This is a genomic window from Desulfovibrio sp. MES5 (assembly GCF_002237645.1).
Classification (GTDB): domain Bacteria; phylum Desulfobacterota; class Desulfovibrionia; order Desulfovibrionales; family Desulfovibrionaceae; genus Desulfovibrio.
This window is the reverse complement of sequence record NZ_MJUZ01000014.1, coordinates 47,375-68,855: the sequence shown is the minus strand read 5'-3', so window position 1 is coordinate 68,855 and position 21,481 is coordinate 47,375. Positions and strand designations below refer to the sequence as shown.

The 21,481-nt window shown below is 50.4% G+C and carries 17 protein-coding genes and 1 tRNA gene; 1 reads left to right on the top strand and 17 read right to left on the bottom strand.

The window, feature by feature from the left end:
• Nucleotides 1–36: 36 nt before the first annotated feature.
• Nucleotides 37–123: transfer RNA gene (locus tag BCS36_RS05385), tRNA-Leu, on the top strand.
• A 517-nt stretch (nucleotides 124–640) separates the two neighbouring features.
• Here the strand turns inward: BCS36_RS05385 and BCS36_RS05380 are convergent.
• The 17 genes from BCS36_RS05380 to BCS36_RS05300 form a co-directional block, all read right to left on the bottom strand.
• Nucleotides 641–1,960 (bottom strand): McrC family protein, encoded by a 1,320-nt coding sequence (locus BCS36_RS05380; RefSeq protein WP_291301887.1) that lies wholly within the window; start codon nucleotides 1,958–1,960, stop codon nucleotides 641–643.
• Nucleotides 1,961–1,970: 10 nt separating this feature from the next.
• Nucleotides 1,971–4,481, bottom strand: a complete 2,511-nt coding sequence (locus BCS36_RS05375) for an AAA family ATPase (protein ID WP_291301886.1) — start codon at nucleotides 4,479–4,481, stop codon at nucleotides 1,971–1,973.
• A 788-nt stretch (nucleotides 4,482–5,269) separates the two neighbouring features.
• Nucleotides 5,270–5,410, bottom strand: coding sequence for a hypothetical protein (locus BCS36_RS05370; protein ID WP_291301885.1), 141 nt, complete (start codon nucleotides 5,408–5,410; stop codon nucleotides 5,270–5,272).
• A 438-nt stretch (nucleotides 5,411–5,848) separates the two neighbouring features.
• Nucleotides 5,849–7,543, bottom strand: a complete 1,695-nt coding sequence (locus tag BCS36_RS05365; RefSeq protein WP_291301884.1) for a glycosyltransferase — start codon at nucleotides 7,541–7,543, stop codon at nucleotides 5,849–5,851.
• A 43-nt stretch (nucleotides 7,544–7,586) separates the two neighbouring features.
• Complete coding sequence (locus tag BCS36_RS05360; RefSeq protein WP_291301883.1) at nucleotides 7,587–8,333, bottom strand: hypothetical protein; 747 nt, start codon at nucleotides 8,331–8,333, stop codon at nucleotides 7,587–7,589.
• A gap of 109 nt (nucleotides 8,334–8,442) precedes the next feature.
• Complete coding sequence (locus BCS36_RS05355; RefSeq protein ID WP_291301882.1) at nucleotides 8,443–9,462, bottom strand: glycosyltransferase; 1,020 nt, start codon at nucleotides 9,460–9,462, stop codon at nucleotides 8,443–8,445.
• Nucleotides 9,463–9,533: 71 nt separating this feature from the next.
• Entirely contained in the window at nucleotides 9,534–10,415 is an 882-nt protein-coding gene (locus BCS36_RS05350) for an alpha-1,2-fucosyltransferase (protein WP_291301881.1), read from the bottom strand.
• 1 nt (nucleotide 10,416) lies between these two features.
• The gene (locus BCS36_RS05345; RefSeq protein ID WP_291301880.1) at nucleotides 10,417–11,268 is read right to left on the bottom strand and encodes a glycosyltransferase family 2 protein; all 852 of its coding nucleotides are present in this window, start codon (nucleotides 11,266–11,268) and stop codon (nucleotides 10,417–10,419) included.
• A gap of 147 nt (nucleotides 11,269–11,415) precedes the next feature.
• Complete coding sequence (locus BCS36_RS05340) at nucleotides 11,416–12,486, bottom strand: glycosyltransferase (RefSeq protein WP_291301879.1); 1,071 nt, start codon at nucleotides 12,484–12,486, stop codon at nucleotides 11,416–11,418.
• An 18-nt stretch (nucleotides 12,487–12,504) separates the two neighbouring features.
• The gene (locus tag BCS36_RS05335; RefSeq protein ID WP_291301878.1) at nucleotides 12,505–13,395 is read right to left on the bottom strand and encodes a class I SAM-dependent methyltransferase; all 891 of its coding nucleotides are present in this window, start codon (nucleotides 13,393–13,395) and stop codon (nucleotides 12,505–12,507) included.
• A 14-nt stretch (nucleotides 13,396–13,409) separates the two neighbouring features.
• A complete protein-coding gene (locus BCS36_RS05330; protein ID WP_291301877.1) occupies nucleotides 13,410–14,582 on the bottom strand; it encodes a glycosyltransferase in 1,173 nt (390 codons plus the stop codon).
• A complete protein-coding gene (locus BCS36_RS05325) occupies nucleotides 14,563–15,525 on the bottom strand; it encodes a hypothetical protein (RefSeq protein ID WP_291301876.1) in 963 nt (320 codons plus the stop codon). Before BCS36_RS05325 ends, BCS36_RS05330 begins: the two co-directional genes overlap by 20 nt.
• Nucleotides 15,526–15,600: 75 nt before the next feature.
• Nucleotides 15,601–16,866, bottom strand: a complete 1,266-nt coding sequence (locus tag BCS36_RS05320) for an ABC transporter ATP-binding protein (RefSeq protein ID WP_291301875.1) — start codon at nucleotides 16,864–16,866, stop codon at nucleotides 15,601–15,603.
• Between the two features lie 9 nt (nucleotides 16,867–16,875).
• Entirely contained in the window at nucleotides 16,876–17,697 is an 822-nt protein-coding gene (locus BCS36_RS05315; RefSeq protein ID WP_291301874.1) for an ABC transporter permease, read from the bottom strand.
• A gap of 5 nt (nucleotides 17,698–17,702) precedes the next feature.
• Nucleotides 17,703–18,644, bottom strand: coding sequence for a GDP-L-fucose synthase (locus BCS36_RS05310; RefSeq protein WP_291301873.1), 942 nt, complete (start codon nucleotides 18,642–18,644; stop codon nucleotides 17,703–17,705).
• Between the two features lie 6 nt (nucleotides 18,645–18,650).
• Nucleotides 18,651–19,799 (bottom strand): GDP-mannose 4,6-dehydratase, encoded by a 1,149-nt coding sequence (gene gmd / locus BCS36_RS05305; protein WP_291301872.1) that lies wholly within the window; start codon nucleotides 19,797–19,799, stop codon nucleotides 18,651–18,653.
• 116 nt (nucleotides 19,800–19,915) lie between these two features.
• Nucleotides 19,916–21,343, bottom strand: a complete 1,428-nt coding sequence (locus tag BCS36_RS05300) for a mannose-1-phosphate guanylyltransferase/mannose-6-phosphate isomerase (RefSeq protein WP_291301871.1) — start codon at nucleotides 21,341–21,343, stop codon at nucleotides 19,916–19,918.
• Nucleotides 21,344–21,481 lie beyond the last annotated feature (138 nt).

Below are 21,481 nucleotides of genomic sequence, written 5' to 3'. Positions count from 1 at the left end.
GCCAAGCACTGCCCGTTCGGGTAAATCAATCTTCGCGCCGAAGTGGTGGAATTGGTAGACACGCTAGGTTCAGGGTCTAGTTCTCGCAAGGGAGTGGGAGTTCGAGTCTCCCCTTCGGCACCATCTTGAACTCCAAGAGAGTTTAAAGAAGCCCGCTAAGCTAACAGCTTGGCGGGCTTTCTGCATGTAAAATACTCAAGGAAAGTCCGCCTTGGTGTATGATGCTCCAAAAGGCTGTTCACCTTCCCCCAAAACAGCAAAACTTGAGTTGCCACACTACGGCAAACCACGTGAGTGGGTGATACATCCATAAAAATGACAACTGACTGTTCACAGTCGAGAAAAAATCGTGTGGTAAAAGCAGCATACCCTGGATACGGGGTGAGCCTGGGCACTTCAGAAAATGAAAAACCCGCCATGCTCATGGCGGGCAAGAGGGACTTGCAGATCACAGCTCACGACCCAAGTGATGTCACGTAAACTGTCAGAGTAGGATTTCTGTTAATTGTACTAGTTGTATAAGGCACGGAAAGCCAGAGATGAGATATCCCTGGGTATCTGCCGGAGCAGCGTGTTTCGAGTCTTAAGGAAGCTCGGTTGTTCACGGCTGGTTTATCTGGAGAAAAATGAACTGGTTCCCCTACTGTGGATGCTGTGCAAAGAACTCATCAAGGCTGCCACATTGAGGCAACAGCAAGCGCTTCTCTCGCAGGCAAAACGGCAAAACCCAAAGGCAAAGACTTGATGACCGGATAAACTCAAATTTCGGCAGCGCTTGATCGAGTGCGTCTGTCTTTGGATAAATTAGCACAACACTGCCCTGGCCCTCCAGATAATTTTGGCCGTATGCGCTTAGCTGATAAAAATCCTGTTGGGCCAGCCCATATTTTTTATCACTGTTTCCCTTGCTGGCATCAATCAGCTTCCACTTTGTATCCAGAACTAAGCGGTTTTTCTTTGATTCCAGCACGAGCAGATCAGGTTTAAGTCGAAACCAATCCTGTGCAAGGTGCCTGACCAAACACAGATTTTGCGCCTGCTCGCGCAAATAAAATGCAGGCATTAGCTGCTTGGCAAGGCACTTTGCAACAAATGCTTCAAACACCTTTTCCATGGGGAAGAGCAGGGACGGCGCACAATGTTGGCCATCGCCCGTAAGCGGTGATTTCTCCTGTAAGATCAAACGAGCCCAGTCCAATGCCGCCTCATAATGCACCATACACCGATCGTGGCGTACAAGGCTAAAATCTACCATTGACGCAGTTGAAATGGGCACCTCGGCAAAAACAAAGCTCAATTCCCGTGCCAGCTGATGATTGGCTTGCGAGTGCGTCCAGGCGAGAACTCGATGAAGCGCCGTATGCAGCAAACGGTTTTCTGGGCGGTTGGACGAAAACTCGTCTGTTTCGGTAAAGAAACGATCTCGTCGGCACAGATTTTGGCGCAGATGTGAAGCCATTTGCAGCTTACCACGCAAAGCAAAGAGGTTTTCTTGTTTTTGCCTGTAGTCGTTCTGTAATCCGCGTTTTACAATGCGCTCAACAGCATGCAAAAATTCGCCAATAAATATCTCCAGAAGGGGCATGTTCGTGGCAGCCAAGTTGGCATTGGCAGTCTGTATATGGGGAAACTCTTGCAGGCAGCGCAGCATTTCTATGAGCAAGATGCGGGCCTCGGCAGCGCCCCCGCCTATGACCTCGGCGACTTTGGGCAGCACCTCGATTTGATAACCGCAAGGGGTGCGTACTACGCCGACAAAGCTGTTCACCCGTACCGCAGGCCGCCCGTGGGCCTGAGAAAGGCGCAGCCAAGCCGCCCCGTCCTGCTCGGCGAGGCGTAACGCCTCGGCTGCCAGCCAGGCAAATACCCGCTTTGGCACCGAATGTAGGCCCGCGATATTTGGATCACTCGGCTTTTCGGCTGTCAGCGCATCAAATTCATAAACCGTGCATTTTGTCATTCGCAGCCCATTACTCCAATGGCTGATAAATACCCATGTAGGCCTGAGGATTGCCAAAGGCCGAGGGGTTCACAACATAGCGACATTTTGTCATGTAGCTTTCAATGCCATGATTGTTCCCAAACAAAGCATTCAGGTCTTTTTGATGATCGCTTTCAGCGATAAATTGGGCATTCACGTCATTTTTCTGGTTGTCTCCCAACACAAGACGAATTTTTTGCCAATCTTCAAAGAAATATTCTTCCAGCAGCGGGATAATGCGGTTACGGAAGATTTCTTTCAGCATGGAAAAGCGGTTGCTCCCATCGTCCACATCTTTAAGCTTCGTAAAATACGCGTGACCAATGCAGTGGTCTCGATCGTAAAGCGCCTCAATGCGTTCATTCATCCGCATCAGCATTTGGCGTATGTCAATGGCGCCGTCTTTTGTGTTAACAACCACGCCAGCAAGTGGCGCACTGTGTGGTTCGCCTTCCACTTCTTGCTCGCGCACATCAGGCAGAAGCGGAACAAAATCAAATCGGCGTCGCAAGGCAGTATCAAGCAACGCCAGTGACCTATCTGCGGTGTTCATTGTGCCGATAATATCTATGTTTGCGGGAACGGAAAATTTTTCCCCAGAATAGGCTAGGGTAAGTTCCAAGGGTGGAGCATTTCCGTTTAAAGGGTCGCGCTTGTCTGGCTCAATTAGTGTGATGAGTTCCCCAAATATTTTGCTGATATTACCCCGGTTTATTTCGTCAATCACCATGGCAAAGCGTTGGTCTGGGGCTTGCCGTGCTTTGTTGCACAGATCCTTGAACGCACCGGCACGGATTTCATACGCAATATCATCTGTTTCGCCTTCGCCGCTCAAAACGGGGCGCAGCCCTTCAACAAATTCTTCGTAGCCATATGACTGATGAAAGGTCACAAGGCTGTATTGCTGCACGGTGTCCGCATTTGCGGGCTTGGCGTTGAGTTGGTCCACCAGGGCTATCACGTCAGAGCAGATATCTTGCCAATCACCTACAAGTCTCCATTCTGAACCTGCAACTTTGTCAAAAACAGCCGGGTTCATTCTGTTTTTGGTGTTCACAGTTTCTGACGATTCAACAGTATGAGATTGCAGCGTTCCCCATAGCGTTTGTTTTATTCCTCTGGTGCGGTTTTTTGTCGATGCAATGGCCTGAATAAATGGATGTTGCGCAATATCAAAAACTTTTGCCCTTTTTCCAAGATCATACAGTGCGGCCACAATGCCTTCCCACCACTTCAAGCTGGAAATCTTGTCGGCTATAAACTGGCTACGCCATTCTGCGTCTGTAATGGATACAATATCTGAAACATAATTTTGCTTTAAAAATTGCATCAAGGTATATGTTTTTCCTGTTCCAGGTGGGCCGTAATAGATGCGATTAAAACATTGTGCTATGGGTTTGCTGGCAACAATTTTAGCTGGGCCGTTGCTTGCAGGCGCCGCCGCAGCCTCTTCACCGTCAAGCTCGTCGAATTCTCCCGCCAATGCCGCCAGTTCCGCCAGATCTGTGCCAAAATAGGGTTTGAGCAAGGTTGATTCAAAAAGGGCCAGATCGTCGGAGTCCACCTTCCAGAAGGTTGAATTGCCCATTGGTGACCACTTCTTGGAGTTCTTAGTATATCGGTCAGTTCGCAGCGCGGGTTTAAGAACACGGTAGCTGCGCTGTACCCAACCTTCAGGGCTATTAGGGCACGGTGACTCACGAGATGTAAATTGACAAAGGCGCTGTGGACTATTGCCATGACAAAGATAAAATACTGTTCCACATGGGGCATTGATAAATTTTTCACCTTGTCTTAGAGCAGTGTCACGGTGTATGACAGCTAAATTTTCATCAAGATACTGTTGTCTTTCATCTTTTCCGAAGTCTCTATCGCCATGAGAAAGCTTCCAGATCACCAGATTTTTCTGGCTCCACGATTCCCACACCTGATGCCCATATTCGAGTATCCCCATGCCAGTCGGCTGGCTGGCCAGCGTTGTTTTTTGCAGTACCCCCATGGTCTGTTTTGCGCTGCCCCCCACATAAACAGCCAATGGCGTTTGCTTAAAAACATTTACGATATTAGGTCGTTGCCGGCTCTGATAGTGAAAAGCTATCTTCCACTTAAAAGACTCACCCAAGTGCGGGTAGGCGTCGATGGCATCTATATTGCCTTGGTTGGCCCAGGTTGCCACCTGGACAATAAAATCCCGCACCTTTTCAAAAGCCTGTTCTGCCGTGGCGCCCAATGAAGTGTACCAGCCATGAGTATCAGAGTAGCTGTGCGTTGAATCAGATTTTACTTCCTTGGTGTCTTTGCGGGAATAGACGCCAAATTTGAATGCAGATCCACCCCATATGCTACCCATTTTATCCAGGCGAGACTCGATCCAGTAGGTGAAGCTGTCTTTGGAGCCAGCACGGGTGTATTCATCTAGAGTCATGGAAGGCAGTTGCTTGATAGGCCAGGTAACGAGAAACTTATCCCAAAGTGCATACTGTGCAGAAAAATCGCTCATTGTGATAGCCTCTTGCTTGATATTTATAACACACTACAAATAATGATACCTGGCGACTCGAACACTTTTAAATGACATACAGCTTGTCGAACGAAAAACTACAGTGCAGTGGCACAAAAGACTCACGGAATGAACCATCTGCAAATCCTATATATCTATTATTTTAAACGCAAGTTCATGTAAAGAAAAACGATATGCCCACTGCAACTTCAATGGCTGGCTCCGTATCAATCGAGAGCTTAGAGACTCGGAGGGGCACTCTCCAGGTTTTGGTAGAGTATGGTCTAATATCCTATATTTGGCCATGCTTCCCAGTGCTGATTCGTACGGATCAATACCTGAAGTAGCCTCCTCGCATGTTCTCGTGAGGCTTCAATCGCATGGATACCTGTTTCGTAACGGAGTGGGCTGCTCAGCAGAACTGAACTGCACAGGACAGACCTCGTGGTTGCTTTTCTGCAAGTACCTTGACGATCTTGAGTGAGAAACGGCTATTGAACCAAAGGATACGGAAAATTCACAACCGTATCCTTTATTTTGTGGGTAAGCAAAAAGATATGCCTGAGGCAGTAAAGGTAAAGCTCGCATTGTGCTTGAGGATTGCCGGGCGCGCTACGGCAAGCTTTTGCCGTGAATATCAAATCGCTCGGAGCATGTGTACGCTGGCGGGATACGTTTTGAGCCAATGTCGCCCAGGCCTTCAAAGCGGCACGGCAAATCATCGGGAGGGACGGCTTACGGCAAAGAATAAAATGCTTAAACAGGCTGTTGGTGAATTGAGGCTGGAATTAAAAAAGACTGGTAAGTGGCAGAGCCAAATCGGCCAGGTTCAGCTTCGGCGCGATGCCGAGCTCTTGCCATTGGTTGAGGCCCTCAAAATAGATCATCTTTTTGGGGTCTGGTGTTGCATCGGAGCTATCCTCCAGCATAAAACCGGCATGGCCGTCAACGCCAACCGTGTGGAATACCCGATGCGAACAGCAAGAAAGATTTTTGCGCGTCAATGTCACCACTCGGCATCGCACAGGCATCCACCAGCTAAGGAATCCCCTAGGCAACGCCGATGCTGAACGCACCATGCGCACGATTAAGGAAAAATTCTTCTGGCCGTGCCAATAGCGCAGCCTGGAGCACCTGGACAACGCGCTCTCTGGCTTGACAGAACGTTAACGCCACCTGCCTGCACCCGGAGCCTGGCTGTAAAACCCCGCAATGCTGATATCAGACTGGTAAAAAACGGAAAGATTCCCTTAAAGACCGTTTGACTTATGCGGGCAGTACACTTGCTCTTTACAACTCCCCAAATCGCCGTGCCTTTTTACTGCCTTTTCCCTTGCATTTTATGGAAAATGTTTTGCTGTGGCAGGCTATCCGCATCTCCAGGCTCGCAGCCTTGCCTTGAACATTTGCCATCGGTATTTTGCCCAGCCTCTTCCATGCACGACCATACCGAATGGCAATGCAAGAACAGGGAACAGTATATTGGCAAAAATAAACCACAATGGGAATTTGTGTTTTTTGAGCAAATAGATACGTCCTGCGGCATAACTTGCCACCTTTTCAGGAGGAGGCAAGTTTGTTTCAGGCGCAGGGTGAAAAACGCGAATTCTTTTGTATCGCCGCACTTCAGTCAGCGCATGCACATGCAGCAGATAGTCCGTGTCCTCGCCGCAGCCGTAGGGCAACCCTGTGCCGGGGCCAAGCTGAGGATCAAACTGTATGTCAGTGATGACTTCCTTGCGGTAAAATTGCACGCACGTTCCCGCAAGCCGAAAAAGTCCTGTACGGCTCACTATGCCTTCCGAAATCTTGGGTGCAGGTGTTTGGGGCGATGCCGTCCACACTCCCAGCAAGGCGCCGCATGAAGGATAAACCCTAAAAAGCTCCACCACGCGCTCCAACGTATCGGACGCGTACCAGCAGTCGTCATCAGGGAAGGCGACAATATCTGCGGTGGATTGTGCCTGTATGGCGTTACGGGCACTGGAAACGCCCTGTGGAGAAAGTTCCGTCCGATTTATGGGCAAGCTGGCATGACGTGCTAACATGTCGTCCAGATAGCCTGGCGGATTTTGGTCGGCCAGCAGGACGCGAAAGTTTTTGTATGTCTGCTTTTCAAGAGACGTGAGCAGCCGATCAAGTTCATTAAGTCGCCCCAGTGTCGCCACAAGCAGATCAATTGACGGTTGCTCCAGCGCTGGAAGGGGCGTGGCAAGAGCCCTCTGCTCTGGAAGGCTCCACAGTCGGGGCTTTCCCTGAGCCAGGCGCGGCAGGTCCGCAAAATATCCGGCAACACGTTTGCCGCAAAGCCAGCGTACGCCCAAATAACCGTTGCTTCGGGCAAGGCGCAGCAGAGGTTTGAGCGGAACTGCCTTCGGAAAATATTTTCGTGAGAGCCGCAACAATTCCTTTTCGCTGGTGCACATGGAACCCATGCTACCGCTTATGCCCCCTGTCAGCATGGAGACATAGGTGATGCCGCCTATGCGGACATTATCTTCACGCAGGGTGCGGCACAGGAAATCATAATCTCCTGCAATGCGACAAGTGGCATCAAATTTGTGCCTTGTGAAAAGGGTGCTGCGATGGAACAGCCCCGGATGCGGCAGGCTCATGCCCTGCGGCAGATCGCGCACTGGCGCGGTTGAGGGGCACATCAGCTCCAGGGCGGCACCGCTGGGGGTAACAAGCCTCACAGGTGTGGAATAATACTCCACAGAATCGGGCAACTGCTTAAGCTCAGATATGCACTGCGCCAGAGCGGGCCAGTCAATGCTGTCACCGGCGCCCATAAAACAGACCCACTTGCCACGCGTTCGGAGAAGGGCTTTGTTCCAGGCGTCATAAATGCCACTGTCTGGGGCGCGCTCATATGAGATCGGCAGGTCTGCATGATTCAGAACAACCTGTTCTGTGTCATCAGCAGACATGGCATCCTGGACGACAATTTCGTAGGAAAAAGGGGAGCGGGCAGAGAAGCCGCCCAACGTGGCATCAAAGGGCTTGGCTGCATTGCACACGGCAATGATTACAGAGAGTTCCAGCGCGTATTCATTCATCATGGGGCTCAATATTGTGTCCAGCGTACATAAGTATTCAGGAGCATCATCCTATTCTGCCAAAGAGGCGCAATTGCATTGCAAGTATTTGCCGCTTACAGGCAAAGCGCAGCCTGCGCAAGGGGTTTTGCTCATACTCGCGCAAAATCTGCCAATGGTCTTCCCTCTGCCCGTCGCTGCCTATGGCTTCGCCAACAAAGGTATAATCCTGTCGGGGCGTGGGAAACGGACGGGCTGTGCTTTCATAGCGAAAAAAAGGATCATGAACGCAGCAGCCAGCTGCAATCAGCTGCGGATAGATGACTTTTTCAAGAAAAAGCTGATCCTGGTTATGCGCGCTTGTGGGCGAAAAGCTCTGTATCATTGTTTTGACATCTCGAAACAACCCGCCCTTGCAGCCCCACATTCCTCCCATTACAGGCATACCGTGGTAGGGGTGATCACGCATAATGTGTCCTGCAAGACCGCTGCGCTCCCATTCGTCAACAGCAGCCTTTTCTCGTGGCGTCAGGCGTGAGTCTGTATCGCGCATGATGACGCGCTCAATATCTTCGTCTGCCAGCGCCCAAAAACGCCAGAACATGCCACGGTTGTCGTTGCGGCCGTCGACCCAAATAACCTCAGCGTCAGCCTGCTGCAGGCGGGCTGCGATATTGTCGGGCACAGTGTGCCCACAATAAAAACGCGCGACCCATCCGGGGTAAACCTCAGGGAGCTGCAGCGCATTAATGACCGCGCCCTCGGTGTACTTGGGGTTGTCGCCCCAAAGCGAATAGGCAATGAGTTTTTTCATGGCTTCCATGACGAATTATTGCAGCGGTATGTGATCAAGAAAGGGTACGCTGGCAGTTGCAATACGTAAATACCTTCGAATACATGCCCATGCCCCAGTATCGCCAATTTTACCGCAGTTTTTTCATGAATTTTTTTGCATGCCACCAGCAGGATGCAAGCCATCCTTCCAGAGCCGGACGGTTATGTCCCGCCAAAGAGAGCATACGGTGAGCGCAATGCCGAAGATGGCGGGCAATCCAGCCAGCGGGCTGTTGAAAGGGCGAAAGCTCGGTAAAGGCATGTTCTCTGCGGGCAAGCTCACGCGCCAGAGCCTCTTTCGGGTACAGGGGACTCGCAGCGTTTGCTTTTTCAATACGGTGCAACCAGTCGATCAGCTGAGCATGAATAGCGGGTGTTTCGGGGCAGGGTGCGCAGCAGATACGGTGGAGCGCCAATGATGCTGCATTGACCGGCAAGTGGAGCCGCTCAAGTTGCCGCCCGCAAATGTCCAGTGATGTCGCGGTCATCTTCACATAATATTTTGAGCGGTTTACATTCGGGTGCACCCTGTATCGCAGCAGTACTTCGTCCAGATTGGCAAATCTGCTGCCAGAATGCAGCATGCGCTCCCAAAGGTCGTAATCTTCCGCGCACGGCGCGTTGCTGGAGTATCCTCCCACCGTCAGAACGCTCGATTTGCGCATTATGACTGTAGGGTGAAAAACCGGCGTATTGAAAAGGGTCAGCACCAGCAGGGCATCGTGATTTTCTGGCAAACGCTTTTCTTGGCCTGTTTCAAAAAAAACTAGCCCTGTGCCACACACGTCGACATCTGGATGCGCTTTCATGAATGCGAGCTGGCGTTCCAGCCTGTGGGGCAAAGCAATATCGTCTGCGTCCATGCGCACAATAATATCTGTGCTGCTTAACGCCAGCCCTTGGTTCAGCGAGGCAATGAGCCCCCTGTTTTCACGCGAAACGATCCTCACGCGGGCATCTTGCGCCGCAAATTGCTCAAGAATCGTCAATGTGTTGTCTGTAGAACCATCATTAATAACGAGCAGTTCGAAATTTGTGAACGTCTGTGCCAGAATGGATTCTACCGCTTCAGCAACATGCTGCGCACCGTTGAATACAGGCAGAAGCACCGTAAGTTCGGCTGTTGAAAAACGGGGAGCGGGGTGGGGAAGCCCAGGTTGTTGCGTTGCGCTTGGCATAGTTAAGGTTCCACCCGTAACCACGCAGCAGGGCAAACATCCACCGCGTTTATGTTTGACGTGGTGAACCAACGGGAAGGGGCGATGGTAACCCCGCCTTCACCGCCCAGCCATGCCCCCCACCACGAAAAGCTGGAGTTGGCGATAATATGATGCCTGCATAGCGACATAAGGTGCATGTCGTGATGAGCTTCTGTTTTTGTATCAACTATGGTCAGTTCATGCCCTTGGGGGTCAAAAGAAGAAGCTGCGTTATCAGGTTCATCACTAAACAGAAACAAGGAGCATGCACCGTATTTTTTATAAAAATACTGCAGCGCCCGTGCATAATATTGGGGTGTGATAACATTATGCATGGCAGCGGCGGGATTATTTATATAATCCCCCATGCGGACATGCACAGAAATGGAATGCTGTACGGCAGCAATTTTGCTCTGCAAGCCAAATGCGATATGTTCCGGCAAAGCCGGAAAAGCAAAGTCAGTGCGTATCTGCCGCGCTTCATGCGTAAAATATCTTTCCGTCTGCCAAAAACCCGAAAGTTGGGCAGGGGCTTGAACCCGCTCAATCCCCGACCAGTAGTTGAACGACGGTTCGGCAATATAGCCATGGATCGCAATTGGCAGGGCAAAAAGTACGCGCCGCATCACTCGGGAGCAAAGCCCTCCCGGCTCTGGCCAGGCTTCGCTGACTTGCCGCCCGTAAAGAGCAGGGAATGCATCAAGGCAAAATTGCCGGGGCGTTGCGTCATCCCGTGGAGCATCATACCAGGCGATATTCAGCAACAGATCGCTTCTGCAACGCAGCGCCAGGGCTCGTCCTGCGGCATATTGAAACATCTGGTTGCCGAGCCCGCCACAGAGGTAGGTAGTGATGTGATTCATATCAACGCTGATAAAAGAACATCTGTTTCCACTTGCGCAGTCGAGCGCAGATGGCTGTCATAAAAGCATTTTTGCTGGAAACGGATTTTACGCAGGCCTTCACGGGGCTTAATTTTTCTTCAATTTTATATAAAACCTGGCGGACGGGAAAATGCTTTCTGCGGATACGATCAACTTCATTTTTCAAAAGTTCAGCGTTGGCGGCATTGTTACTACACCCCCCGGTGGACATGCGCGTAACAAGAATGTCCAGATTCACGCCAGCATCCTGCGCATCCCAGGTGCGGATCAAAAAATCGTAATCGCCAACAATTTTGTATGAGGAATCAAATCGCTCGACCGCAAAAACACATTTGCGATGAAACAGGGCTGAGTGGGCAAAACTCATTCCCAGAGGAAGAAACCTGTACGCTTTTTCAGCCTCAGCCTTGCGAAGGCGCGTCTCGAAGCCATCTTCCGAAAAAAATTCTATATCGCCGCATGCGTATTTTAACGTCGCGGGGCAGTCCGTCAGCTTTTCATGCACGCGCTTGAGTACGTCCGGGGCGGCCAGAATATCATCTGCCCCCAAGAATATGATCCACTCTCCCAACAGCTCTTTATGCGTATCAAGAGCCTTGTTCCATGCATCATAAATGCCGGAATCTTTTTCGCTACGCAAATGAAGGGCGGGCAGACGCGAGGCAAAACTTTCTGCAATAGCCAGGCTATTATCTTTTGATGCTCCATCCTGAATGATCACATTAAAATCACGACAGGTTTGCTGGGCAAGCGAATCGAGAAGGCGAGGCAAGACTTTGCCCGCATTATATACAGCTATGACTACAGAAAACGCCGTATGTGCTACTTGCATATGAGATACCAATAATCAGTTCTTTGAAAAATTTGCTTCAATTCATTTTTGGACCCAGCGGAAAGCATAACAACAAAAACTAGCAGTGTGAGACATGCAGTATGGTTGGTGACAAAGCGAAATCGCTTAAGGTGTAAAATTCCCGGATTAAGTGAGTTGCTTCAACCGGCGAACAAAAGGCCGCAATTTCGACTTACAGTTCTGCGTGATGGGATGGCTGCAAACACGTTCAATCCACGGAGGTCGGGTTGGGAGTAACGCTTGCTCATAGCACAGTCGGGAAGGAGTAAGAATATACTCTACGAGTTTTTGCTCCAATTCCTGCCAATGCGAGCGCCCTGTGATTGCTGATTCGCGTCCCCATTGCCCCAGGTTCACAGCATTTTCAAATGATAGAGCCCTCAGGTCGGCAGGGTTATAGAGAAGACCGTTGACGCCGTGGACAATATATTCATTCATAGTACCCGTATCAGGGGAGACAATGCATTGACCTAGAGAAAAAGCCTCCAGCATAGCCTGTCCAATCCCTTCCTCAAGCCGGGGCGCAAAAAAAACGTTTGCTTTCTTTTGCAATTGCAGGATTTCATCCTTGGTTTCAAACCAGCCCGTGGAAATGGTCATGTGGTGTTGCATGATTTCATCTTTTGTAGGACGCTCTGGCTCCGGTTGCCCAGGGTCAGGCACCAGATGTAGGTGAAAGGAGTCGAACGTGGTTTCACCAATCAAGATGCGTATGTGCTTCCAGGAAATATCCTCAGGCCTTCTGCACCAGAAAAAACCATGTAGCCCGGTTTGTGGGGCTCGGGATTCAAATAGCGGAGGTTGATAGTATTGGTAGCATTGGCTGACCAATGAGTTCTCTATGGCGATGTAGTGCAATGTTCTCGAAAAATTTAATATTTTTACACCTGCGAATTTGCGCCAGTATGTGCGTGGCAATGCATGCCCCGTGGTGATTCCATATCCGTCAAGCATAGGGACAAAGGTAATATTTGTGTTAAGATCACATAAAAGGCCCAAGAAAGAGCCTGTAATCTGAAAAAGAATGAGCGCATCGTAATCTACAAGCGTATGGAGAGGCACTTGCTCTCCCCTTTCCCAGCCATGATCCCAATAGACATCCACGGTGTGGCCGTGTCGGCGCAGTATTTCCGGCAAAAAAGCCGAAGAACAGCTTTTTTGATGGAAGGAATGGTCAACGTATGCGATATGAGCCAAAGTATTGCCCCATCCGGATTACTGTTTTACACAGTGTTCATGGCGCAGAAGCATTTCGCCCTCCACCGAATTTGTCTTGGAACTGGTACCTTGCACAATAGTTAAAGACTTTTTTGCGTGTTCATAGTCACTCTCTAGTAGTGAGCGCATATGCCGTTCCGCGAGTCTAGTCGATAGTGACAATAGCCTTTCTGAATTGAGTAGCCGTAGCTTCCATCTTGGTAAAGGTTTTTTTGAAAATATATGTATACTGCCAATGCTGCTTAGAAAAAGTCCAAACTGAAGACACAACGCTTTGAGGGTTCGGAGGGTAAAAAAACTGATATGCTGACCCGTTTCAAAACTGTAGTACCACCAGTCCAACCCAGGGGTTTCTCCCTGGTATAGAGTTGTCGTTACGATGAGTGCTTGTGGTTTATGTTTTGAAAAAATTTCTTGTATAAAAATAGATGGATCTGGCAAGTGCTCCATCACTTCAAACGCGGTAATTCCTTCGATAGCACCATGATTGGGCGGTAGGTCGCAACCTTTAGCCAGCAGATTCTGGCAATGCTTGTCCTGCCAGTAGAAATTAAAGCCAACATCACGCATCATTCTGCAAAGCATTCCGTACCCACCTGCATAGTCCAGGAAACAACCTTTTGGATCAAACAAGGAGTGCAAAATCCCAGGCAAACTCGCGCGCATTGCCATATTTCTTGCAACAAGGCCCACATCCGTGTCCGCAATGGCGGTCGAATAGGCTTCTTCCAACCAATAGGGTTCTTCTGTTTTGAGCAACTCGCACTTTGGGCAACGATAATAAGCAACTATATGACGCCCTAGCAACTCTTTGTAAAAGACAAACGGCATAGGATTTGTACAAATCGGGCATGTTATAGCAGCAATATGCGGCTTTGATGTGGACATATGATTCCCAGGCTTTAACTTAGTATTTTCTGTAGAATGGTATTTATATTGTTTTGGAAGGCCTCAAAAGAGCATGTTGCTCTGATGTCCTGTCGACATGCATTCGACATTTGTCTCAAAGTGGCAATGTCCAGGGCGTCGCAACGTGCTACGGCGTCCTCCACGGCGCTACTGCTCAAATCTTGTATTTCCAAAGTATAGTTTTTTATATCCACACCGCACTGGCGGGTAAAAACAGGAATTAGTCCGTTGCACATACTATTAACCAAAGATGTACAGCCTGCTTCTGCACATGAAGGCATGATGACAAATGCACAATTGTTTATTAAATCGGCATATTGCGGAGATGAGACGTCTACAAAGCCGTGCATAATAATATTGGGTAAGGATAATTCTTTGTGAAAGCTGTTCATAAACTCTTTTTCTGAATTGTTCAATCCTGCAACATGCAAAGTTTTGTCTGTATGTTGAGAAAAAACATCAAGCACCAAATCTAAGCCTTTATGAATAGCGCCCGCACTTCCAAACCATAAATAGTGCTTTCTGACTCGGTCAAAATCTTTCACATCAAGAATTGACTGTGGCAATGCTGCATTATATGATGTGGGAAGATTATATATATGTCCGTCGAAGTATGGTGCATAAGTATTGCGCGTCCAGTCGTTTCCTAGGACGATCATAGCATTAGAAAGCGTTGTCTGCTCACTCCATGTTGGTTTTACAATTCGGCAAGAGCTTAGCAGCCATTGTCCCTTTTTTTTGTATGTATCTATGGCGCGTTTAAGTGTTTCTGGGTTTTGCACATGCACATGAGCCCCCGTTGCATAATGAATGCGCACCATGCCAGGAACATGATGATAAAAACTGGCGCAAAAAGGGTCTCCAAAGCCAAAAACACAACTGTATTTGGAATAATCAGGGACATATGAACTGTTATAATCTATGATATCAATGGAATAACCCATCTCATCAAAAATTTTTGCAATTCCGAAGCATTCTTGAAAATTAGTGTGAGAGTTCAATCCAGAGGTTATAAAGGGAGCAACGATATAAGATATTAATACTTTTTTATCTCGGCCGGTATGGAAATAATCTTTTATGAAAGTCCGCTCTAGGTGACGTAAAAAAGACCTTAAATACGAGCGTATTGTAGGGGGCAAAACTTTTTTAAAAATTTTTTTTACCATATTTTCTTCCAATTTTTTTAATCCGCTCCCGCACACGTTGCCACAAAGGTGCGCGGGGAGTATACTTGTGCAGTGATTCCCTGAAGTTAGCTAAGATTCTTTCATCGATAATGCACTGATCTGGTAAATGGGGCATGTCCAGGGCTTGGGATAGATCAATATAGAGTGATGGATGTCTATCCTTGCTATTCCCCACATGTGTCCCTTCGCCTTGGGTTCCTATATTCGTGGAGTACGGATATCTCGGAGCTAAGGTATACAGTCCGCGCTTAAAAGCGCTGTATGCAACCTGGATATCCCATGTGTTAATTTGCTTAGCTACTTGAGCTTTCAAGGTGGGCACAAGATCCTCCCCGCCCTGTGCAAATCTCGCCATTTGCTCCGGAGAGGCAAAAAACGAATCACTGTCAGACACCATCCAGTCTATACCTTGAATGCGATCTCGCCACGCGGCCCATCCCCAGCATTGGAAGCGTGGCAAAAAGTATGCATCATAAGCATAGTCGGTAGGGAAGGACATAAAACGTTCAGGATACGACCAAGCCGCAATGGCAAGTACTTCTGGCGTATTCTTATACTTTTCAAGGCAAACATTGAACCATTTTAGCCCATTTTTTGCTAATACGATATCGTCTTCAATGATAATTAAAGACTCATGCTCTACAAACATTTCTTGCAAGCCAGCAATGATTGATGGGCCACACCCCATATTTTCTTTGCGCTCCACCACCCGCAATGAGGCAAAGCCCCGCGCTGTCCGTGCCACTTGTCGCACGGATTCTGTGGCATCCCTCTCTCCTTCATGCCGAGGCCCATCACAAAACACCGTCACATGGCTGAGCTCCGCTAGATCATTCTGACTTAGGGCTTGTAATGTTTGCCGCAAATGGTCAGGGCGGTTAAAGGCAAAAACTGCAATAGGAGCGTATTCGCCACCAGGCATGTGCCCTCCGGAAGAAATCAATGTCGTTCTTGGTGAGTAATTGTCCAGAATAACAACAAAATATTCGCTGTGAATTTATTTTAATTGTTCATGTCGACTAATTTCCCATGGTAGGTATGGGGCAAGAAGTCCGAAACGACCATGTGGCCAATATCTATTGAATTTATTTTTATATTTTATATCAACTGTCAAAAAAGGCCCAACGCCTGGCGGCACTAACCACTTTTGGTTGCATAAAGAACTTGCGTATTCGATGCGGTATCTGCCTTCATTCAAAACTCCACGAAGAAGCTGTGTTCTAAATTTCCAGAGACCTTGCTCATATTCTGTACTACTTTGCTCGGTAAGCTCGCAAAAATTATTTGAATAAAGTTGCGTTCCATCTTCAGAGAAAACAGAATATGCGATATCGAAAAAAACAGGAGCTTGCCTGATTTCTGCCAAAATTTCAATGTAAACTTCTTCATCATACTCTATTGGCCGATCAACAATATTCCCAGATGGAAATTTTAGACACATTTCCATTGGAACGACTTCAGCATTTTGAAACATCCCAGTATTCTTCCAGGCAGTAAGCATTGCGCTCCCATCGTTGGTGTACTTTGAGATCACCGAAAGAACATCGGAATCGTCCATCACAACTAATCCATTGCGCAGAAGAACAGCCCTATTACACAATTGCTGCACTGAACTTAAATTGTGACTGACGAATAGAACGGTACGTCCTTCCTTGCCGATCCCTTCCATTTTGCCGAGACATTTTTTCTGGAAATCGATATCGCCCACGGCGAGCACTTCATCCACGATCAGAATTTCGGGTTCAAGATGGGCCGCCACGGCAAAGGCAAGACGCACATACATGCCTGACGAATAGCGCTTCACTGGGGTATCCAAAAATTTTTCCACCCCCGCAAAATCCACAATTTCATCAAACTTACGGCGAACTTCTGCCCGACTCATGCCCAAGATAGCGCCATTGAGGAAAATATTTTCCCGGCCAGTGAGCTCCGGGTGAAAGCCCGTACCAACTTCAAGCAGGCTTGCAACGCGGCCCCGAAGCGTGATGCGCCCGGTCGTGGGCTCCGTAATGCGCGAAAGCAGTTTGAGCAGGGTAGATTTACCCGCGCCGTTACGTCCGATAATGCCCACGCGGTCGCCGGGCATGATGTCGAAATTCACATCTTTCAATGCCCAGAATTCTTCCTGGCTCTGGCTGCCCTTGTGCAACAAACGCTTGGGCAGTTTAAAAATCTCTTCGCGCAGCGATTTGTAGGGCGTCTGCCCTTCATGTCGGATGGTATAGCTCTTGCCGAGCCCTTCAACGGAGATAATGGGTTTCATATGTCTATCCTAAATCACGTCCGCGAAGGTGCGCTCGGTCTTACGAAAGATTTTGATGCCCAAAAACAAAAAAATAAACGCGCAGAAGATGCTTATGTATAAGGCTCGCTGCGGAAATTCGATGGAGCCCAACACCGCCCAGCGAAACCCGTCGATAACGCCAACCATTGGGTTGCATTCATAAAGTAGACGCCATTTTTCGGGGACTATGCTTGATGAGAAGCCGACGGGTGAAAGATAGAGGCCAAACTGGGTGATAAAGGGAACAATAATGCGGAAGTCGCGGTACGTGACATTAAGCGCGCAGAGTATAAGGCCTGGCCCCAAGGCCACAAGGGCGGCAAGCAAGGTCAGGGGCAGAACAGCCAGTGCCTGTATGGGGGGCACGTACTGATAAGCGACCATCATTAATGCCAGCAGCACAAGGGATATTACAAAGTCCACCACAGCCACGCCAATGGTGGCGGCGGGAACGATAATTCGAGGAAAATACACTTTTGAAACAAGGTTGCTGTTAACAACAAGGCTATTGGCCGTAGCCGCAATGGCGGTGGCAAACAGCTGCCACGGGAGCATGGCCGCAAAAACCATCAGCGGATAGGGCGCAACCCCCTCCGAGGGTAGCTTTGCTACCTTGGCAAACACGAAGGTAAAGGCCGCCATGGTCAGTAATGGACGCAGCACGGCCCACAAAATGCCCACCGCAGTCTGTTTATACTGCACGGCCACATCGCGCCATGTTAAGATGAGAAAAAGTTCCCGGTAGCGCCACAGATCTTTCCAGTATTGCCGTTCGGCGTGACCGGCCTCAATAACAAGCTCGTGAGCCATGGGCGCTAATAACCTCGTTTATGCTGGTGTTGCAAAAAGTCGCTGTACGCAGCTTGCATGCCTTCTTCCAAACCCACACGCGGCTTCCAGCCCATACTGAAAAGTTTGCTGCAATCCATAAGTTTGCGCGGCGTGCCATCGGGCTTTGTGGGGTCAGTGTCAATCTTGCCTGCAAAGCCCACAACCCTGGCGATAAGACGGGCGGCCTCAATGATGCTGATGTCAGAGCCGCAGCCTACGTTGACGTGTTCAAAATCCGAGTAGTTTTTCAGCAGGAATACGCAGGCTTCTGCCATGTCGTCCACATACAGGAATTCACGCAGAGCGTTGCCCGTGCCCCATATGATCACTTTCTCGGCTTCAGAGATCTTGGCTTCATGAAACCGCCGGATGAGCGCCGGTATCACATGGCTGTTTTCAGGATGGTAATTGTCGCCGGGACCGTACAGGTTGGTGGGCATGGCGCTGATGGCGTCAAAGCCGTACTGCCTGCGATAGGCCTGGCACATCTTGATTCCCGCGATTTTCGCCAGGGCGTAAGCGTCGTTGGTGGGTTCCAGAGCCCCGGTGAGCAGATACTCCTCCTTGATGGGCTGGGGGCACATCTTGGGGTAGATACATGACGAGCCAAGAAACAGCAGCTTTTTGCAGCTATTGCGGTAGGCGCTGTCAATGACGTTATTCTGTATCTGCAGGTTCTCGTAGATAAACTCCGCCGGATAGGTGGCATTGGCATGGATGCCGCCTACCTTGGCGGCAGCAAGAACCACAATATCGGGCCTGTGCTGCACAAAAAAGTCACTTACGGCGGCCTGATCGCACAGATCAAGCTCCGCATGGGTGCGCGTAAGCAGATTGTTATAGCCAGCCCGGGCAAGGGCGCGACATATGGCGCTGCCCACAAGGCCGCGATGTCCAGCTACATAGATAAGCGAACTTTTGTCCATGCGGGGCTACTCGTTATGGCAGAACGTCTTGAACCCGGCCACCTTGCACACGGCATCGCGCATGCTGAGGGCCAGGTCTTCGCGAGCCATTTCGGCCACCATGTCTTCAAAGGTTGTGCGCGGTTCCCAGTCCAGCTTTTCTTTGGCTCTGGCCGGATTGCCCAGCAGGGTTTCCACTTCGGTGGGGCGGAAGTAGCGTGGGTCTACCCGCACGATGACATCGCCGGGCTTGACACGACACTCCAAGCCCTGCCGGTTGCCTGCCGCCTGTTGCAGTCTGGCCACGTCCACGCTGGCGACCGTGCCGGTCTCGTTCACGCCCTCACCCTGCCATGTGAGCGTCAGGCCCATTTCAGCCGCTGCCGTATTGACAAAGTCCCGCACAGAAAACTGCCGCCCCGTGGCAATGACAAAATCCTCCGGCTTTTCCTGCTGCAGCATGAGCCATTGCATCTCCACGTAGTCGCGGGCGTGGCCCCAGTCGCGCTTGGCATCCATATTGCCGAGATAGAGACAATCCTGAAGCCCCAGCACCATACGGGAAAGAGCGCGAGTGATCTTGCGCGTCACAAAGGTTTCGCCGCGGATGGGCGATTCGTGATTGAAAAGGATGCCATTGCAGGCATACATGCCATAGGCTTCACGGTAATTGACCGTAATCCAGTAGGCATAGAGTTTGGCGCAGGCGTACGGGGACCGGGGGTAGAAGGGCGTTTTTTCGGTTTGAGGCACTTCTTGCACCAGGCCGAAAAGTTCAGAGGTGGACGCCTGGTAGAATTTGGCCTTTGTTGTCAGCCCGGCAACACGAATGGCCTCCAGCAGGCGCAGAGTGCCAAGGGCGTCCACATCTGCCGTGTATTCCGGCGACTCAAAAGACACCTGCACATGGCTTTGCGCCGCCAGATTGTACACCTCGTCCGGCTGCACTTCCTGCATGATGCGGATAAGATTGCTGGAATCGCTCAGGTCGCCATAATGCAGTATAAAATGTCGCGCATTGGTGTGCGGGTCCTGGTAGAGATGGTCAATGCGGTCTGTGTTAAAGAGTGAGGCGCGGCGTTTGATGCCGTGCACCTCATAGCCTTTGTGCAGCAGAAATTCAGCCAGATAGGCTCCGTCCTGACCAGTGATGCCCGTTATAAGCGCTTTTTTCATAGTTCTATGTTGTAATTACGTATAGTTTTGTGTGGTTGGATTGATTGTCAAAGAATCAAACGAATAAGAATACTCATTGTTGTAACCATTGTCTACTCGTTAATCTGTGGGTCCGCTCATGATTCCCTTGTTTTCTCTTCCCGCCCGTACACATCGGCAAATCGTACAATATCGTCTTCGCCCAGGTACGCGCCGGACTGGATTTCAATAAGCACCAGGGGGATGACGCCGGGATTTTTCAGCCGGTGCCGCGTTCCCACCGGGATGTAGGTGGACTGGTTTTCTGAATACAGTCGGGTTTCGTCGCCGTTGGTCACCTCAGCAGTGCCGCTGACAACCACCCAGTGTTCGGCGCGGTGATGGTGCATCTGGAGGGAAAGCTCCGCGCCGGGATTGACAAGGATGCGTTTGACCTGAAAGCGGCCATCCATAACGAGGGTTTCATAGCTGCCCCAGGGGCGGTAGACCCGTGGATGCTGTCTGCATTCGGCCCGCTGGGCTGCACGCAGGCGTCCCACAATGGCTTTGACGTCCTGGACCCGTTCGCGCGGGGCCACCAGAACGGCGTCGCTCGTCTCCACAACCACAAGGTCGCGCACGCCAATGGCGGTAAGGAGACGGTGCTGGGCGTTGAAATAGCAGTTTTCCGCATCCTGGGTCAGGATGTCGCCGTGGCAGACATTGCCGCAGTCATCGCCCTGTTCTGCCTGGTAAAACGCCTCCCACGAGCCAAGGTCGCTCCAGCCTGTGGTCAGAGGGATAACAGTCGTAAGGTCCGTCTGCTCCATCACCGCATAGTCAATGGAATCGGATGGCGAAGCCAGAAATGCGGCGGCGTCCGGGCGGCAGAACGCGCCGTCCGTCGTGCGCCTATCCCAGGCGGCGCGGCAGGCTGCGTGTATTTCGGGGGCGAAACGCTCAAGCTCTTTCAGGTACACGGAGGCGCGCAGCAGGAACATGCCGCTGTTCCACAAAAAGCCGCCCTGATCCAGCATGGTTCGCGCGGTTGCCGCATCGGGCTTTTCCACAAAGCGGGCCACGCGGTACCCGTCGCCCAAAATTTCGCCCTGCTCAATATAGCCAAAGCCCGTCTCGGGGCTTGTGGGCGTGATGCCAAAGGTGACGATATGCCCTTGCTCCGCCAGAGCAGCGGCAGATTCGACCCCTTTAAAGAATACGTCTTCATCATTGATGGCATGGTCGGAGGGCAGCACCAGCATCAGGGGGTCCGTCCCGTCGCAGGCAAGGGCAAAAGCCGCAAGAGCGATAGCCGGCGCGGTGTTGCGCGGTGCAGGCTCCAAAAGGATGGTGGCGCGAACATCACATTCGTACAGCGCCGCTGTCACGTAAAAGCGGTGGTCTTCATTGCAGACGACGACAGGCTCCAGGCTTGCCGGCGTGCCATGCGCCCGCAGGAGCGTGTCCTTGAACAGGGTGCGTCCCTCGCCCAGATCCACAAACTGCTTGGGATAGGTTTCGCGTGAAAGCGGCCACAAACGTGTGCCGCTGCCGCCGCAAAGTATGACGGGAGCAATGTTTTGCATGGAGTTACTCATATGTGTTCAGGTGGACGTTTCACACAGCAGATCTCATGCATATTCGCTGTGATGGTTGGCCTGAAGGTACACGATTCGCGTATACAGAACAAGGTTGCCGCAGGGGAGCGGCGGCCCGCCCCCCGT

Excerpts from the sequence above, each read along its gene's own strand:
- BCS36_RS05335 (WP_291301878.1), bottom strand. The coding sequence starts at position 13,395 with ATGTCCACATCAAAGCCGCATATTGCTGCTATAACATGCCCGATTTGT.
- BCS36_RS05330 (WP_291301877.1), bottom strand. The coding sequence starts at position 14,582 with ATGGTAAAAAAAATTTTTAAAAAAGTTTTGCCCCCTACAATACGCTCG.
- BCS36_RS05325 (WP_291301876.1), bottom strand. The coding sequence starts at position 15,525 with ATGCCTGGTGGCGAATACGCTCCTATTGCAGTTTTTGCCTTTAACCGC.
- BCS36_RS05360 (WP_291301883.1), bottom strand. The coding sequence starts at position 8,333 with ATGAAAAAACTCATTGCCTATTCGCTTTGGGGCGACAACCCCAAGTAC.
- BCS36_RS05345 (WP_291301880.1), bottom strand. The coding sequence starts at position 11,268 with ATGCAAGTAGCACATACGGCGTTTTCTGTAGTCATAGCTGTATATAAT.
- BCS36_RS05370 (WP_291301885.1), bottom strand. The coding sequence starts at position 5,410 with ATGCTGGAGGATAGCTCCGATGCAACACCAGACCCCAAAAAGATGATC.
- gmd (WP_291301872.1), bottom strand. The coding sequence starts at position 19,799 with ATGAAAAAAGCGCTTATAACGGGCATCACTGGTCAGGACGGAGCCTAT.
- BCS36_RS05310 (WP_291301873.1), bottom strand. The coding sequence starts at position 18,644 with ATGGACAAAAGTTCGCTTATCTATGTAGCTGGACATCGCGGCCTTGTG.
- BCS36_RS05380 (WP_291301887.1), bottom strand. The coding sequence starts at position 1,960 with ATGACAAAATGCACGGTTTATGAATTTGATGCGCTGACAGCCGAAAAG.
- BCS36_RS05300 (WP_291301871.1), bottom strand. The coding sequence starts at position 21,343 with ATGCAAAACATTGCTCCCGTCATACTTTGCGGCGGCAGCGGCACACGT.
- BCS36_RS05315 (WP_291301874.1), bottom strand. The coding sequence starts at position 17,697 with ATGGCTCACGAGCTTGTTATTGAGGCCGGTCACGCCGAACGGCAATAC.
- BCS36_RS05350 (WP_291301881.1), bottom strand. The coding sequence starts at position 10,415 with ATGAATCACATCACTACCTACCTCTGTGGCGGGCTCGGCAACCAGATG.
- BCS36_RS05365 (WP_291301884.1), bottom strand. The coding sequence starts at position 7,543 with ATGATGAATGAATACGCGCTGGAACTCTCTGTAATCATTGCCGTGTGC.
- BCS36_RS05375 (WP_291301886.1), bottom strand. The coding sequence starts at position 4,481 with ATGAGCGATTTTTCTGCACAGTATGCACTTTGGGATAAGTTTCTCGTT.
- BCS36_RS05320 (WP_291301875.1), bottom strand. The coding sequence starts at position 16,866 with ATGAAACCCATTATCTCCGTTGAAGGGCTCGGCAAGAGCTATACCATC.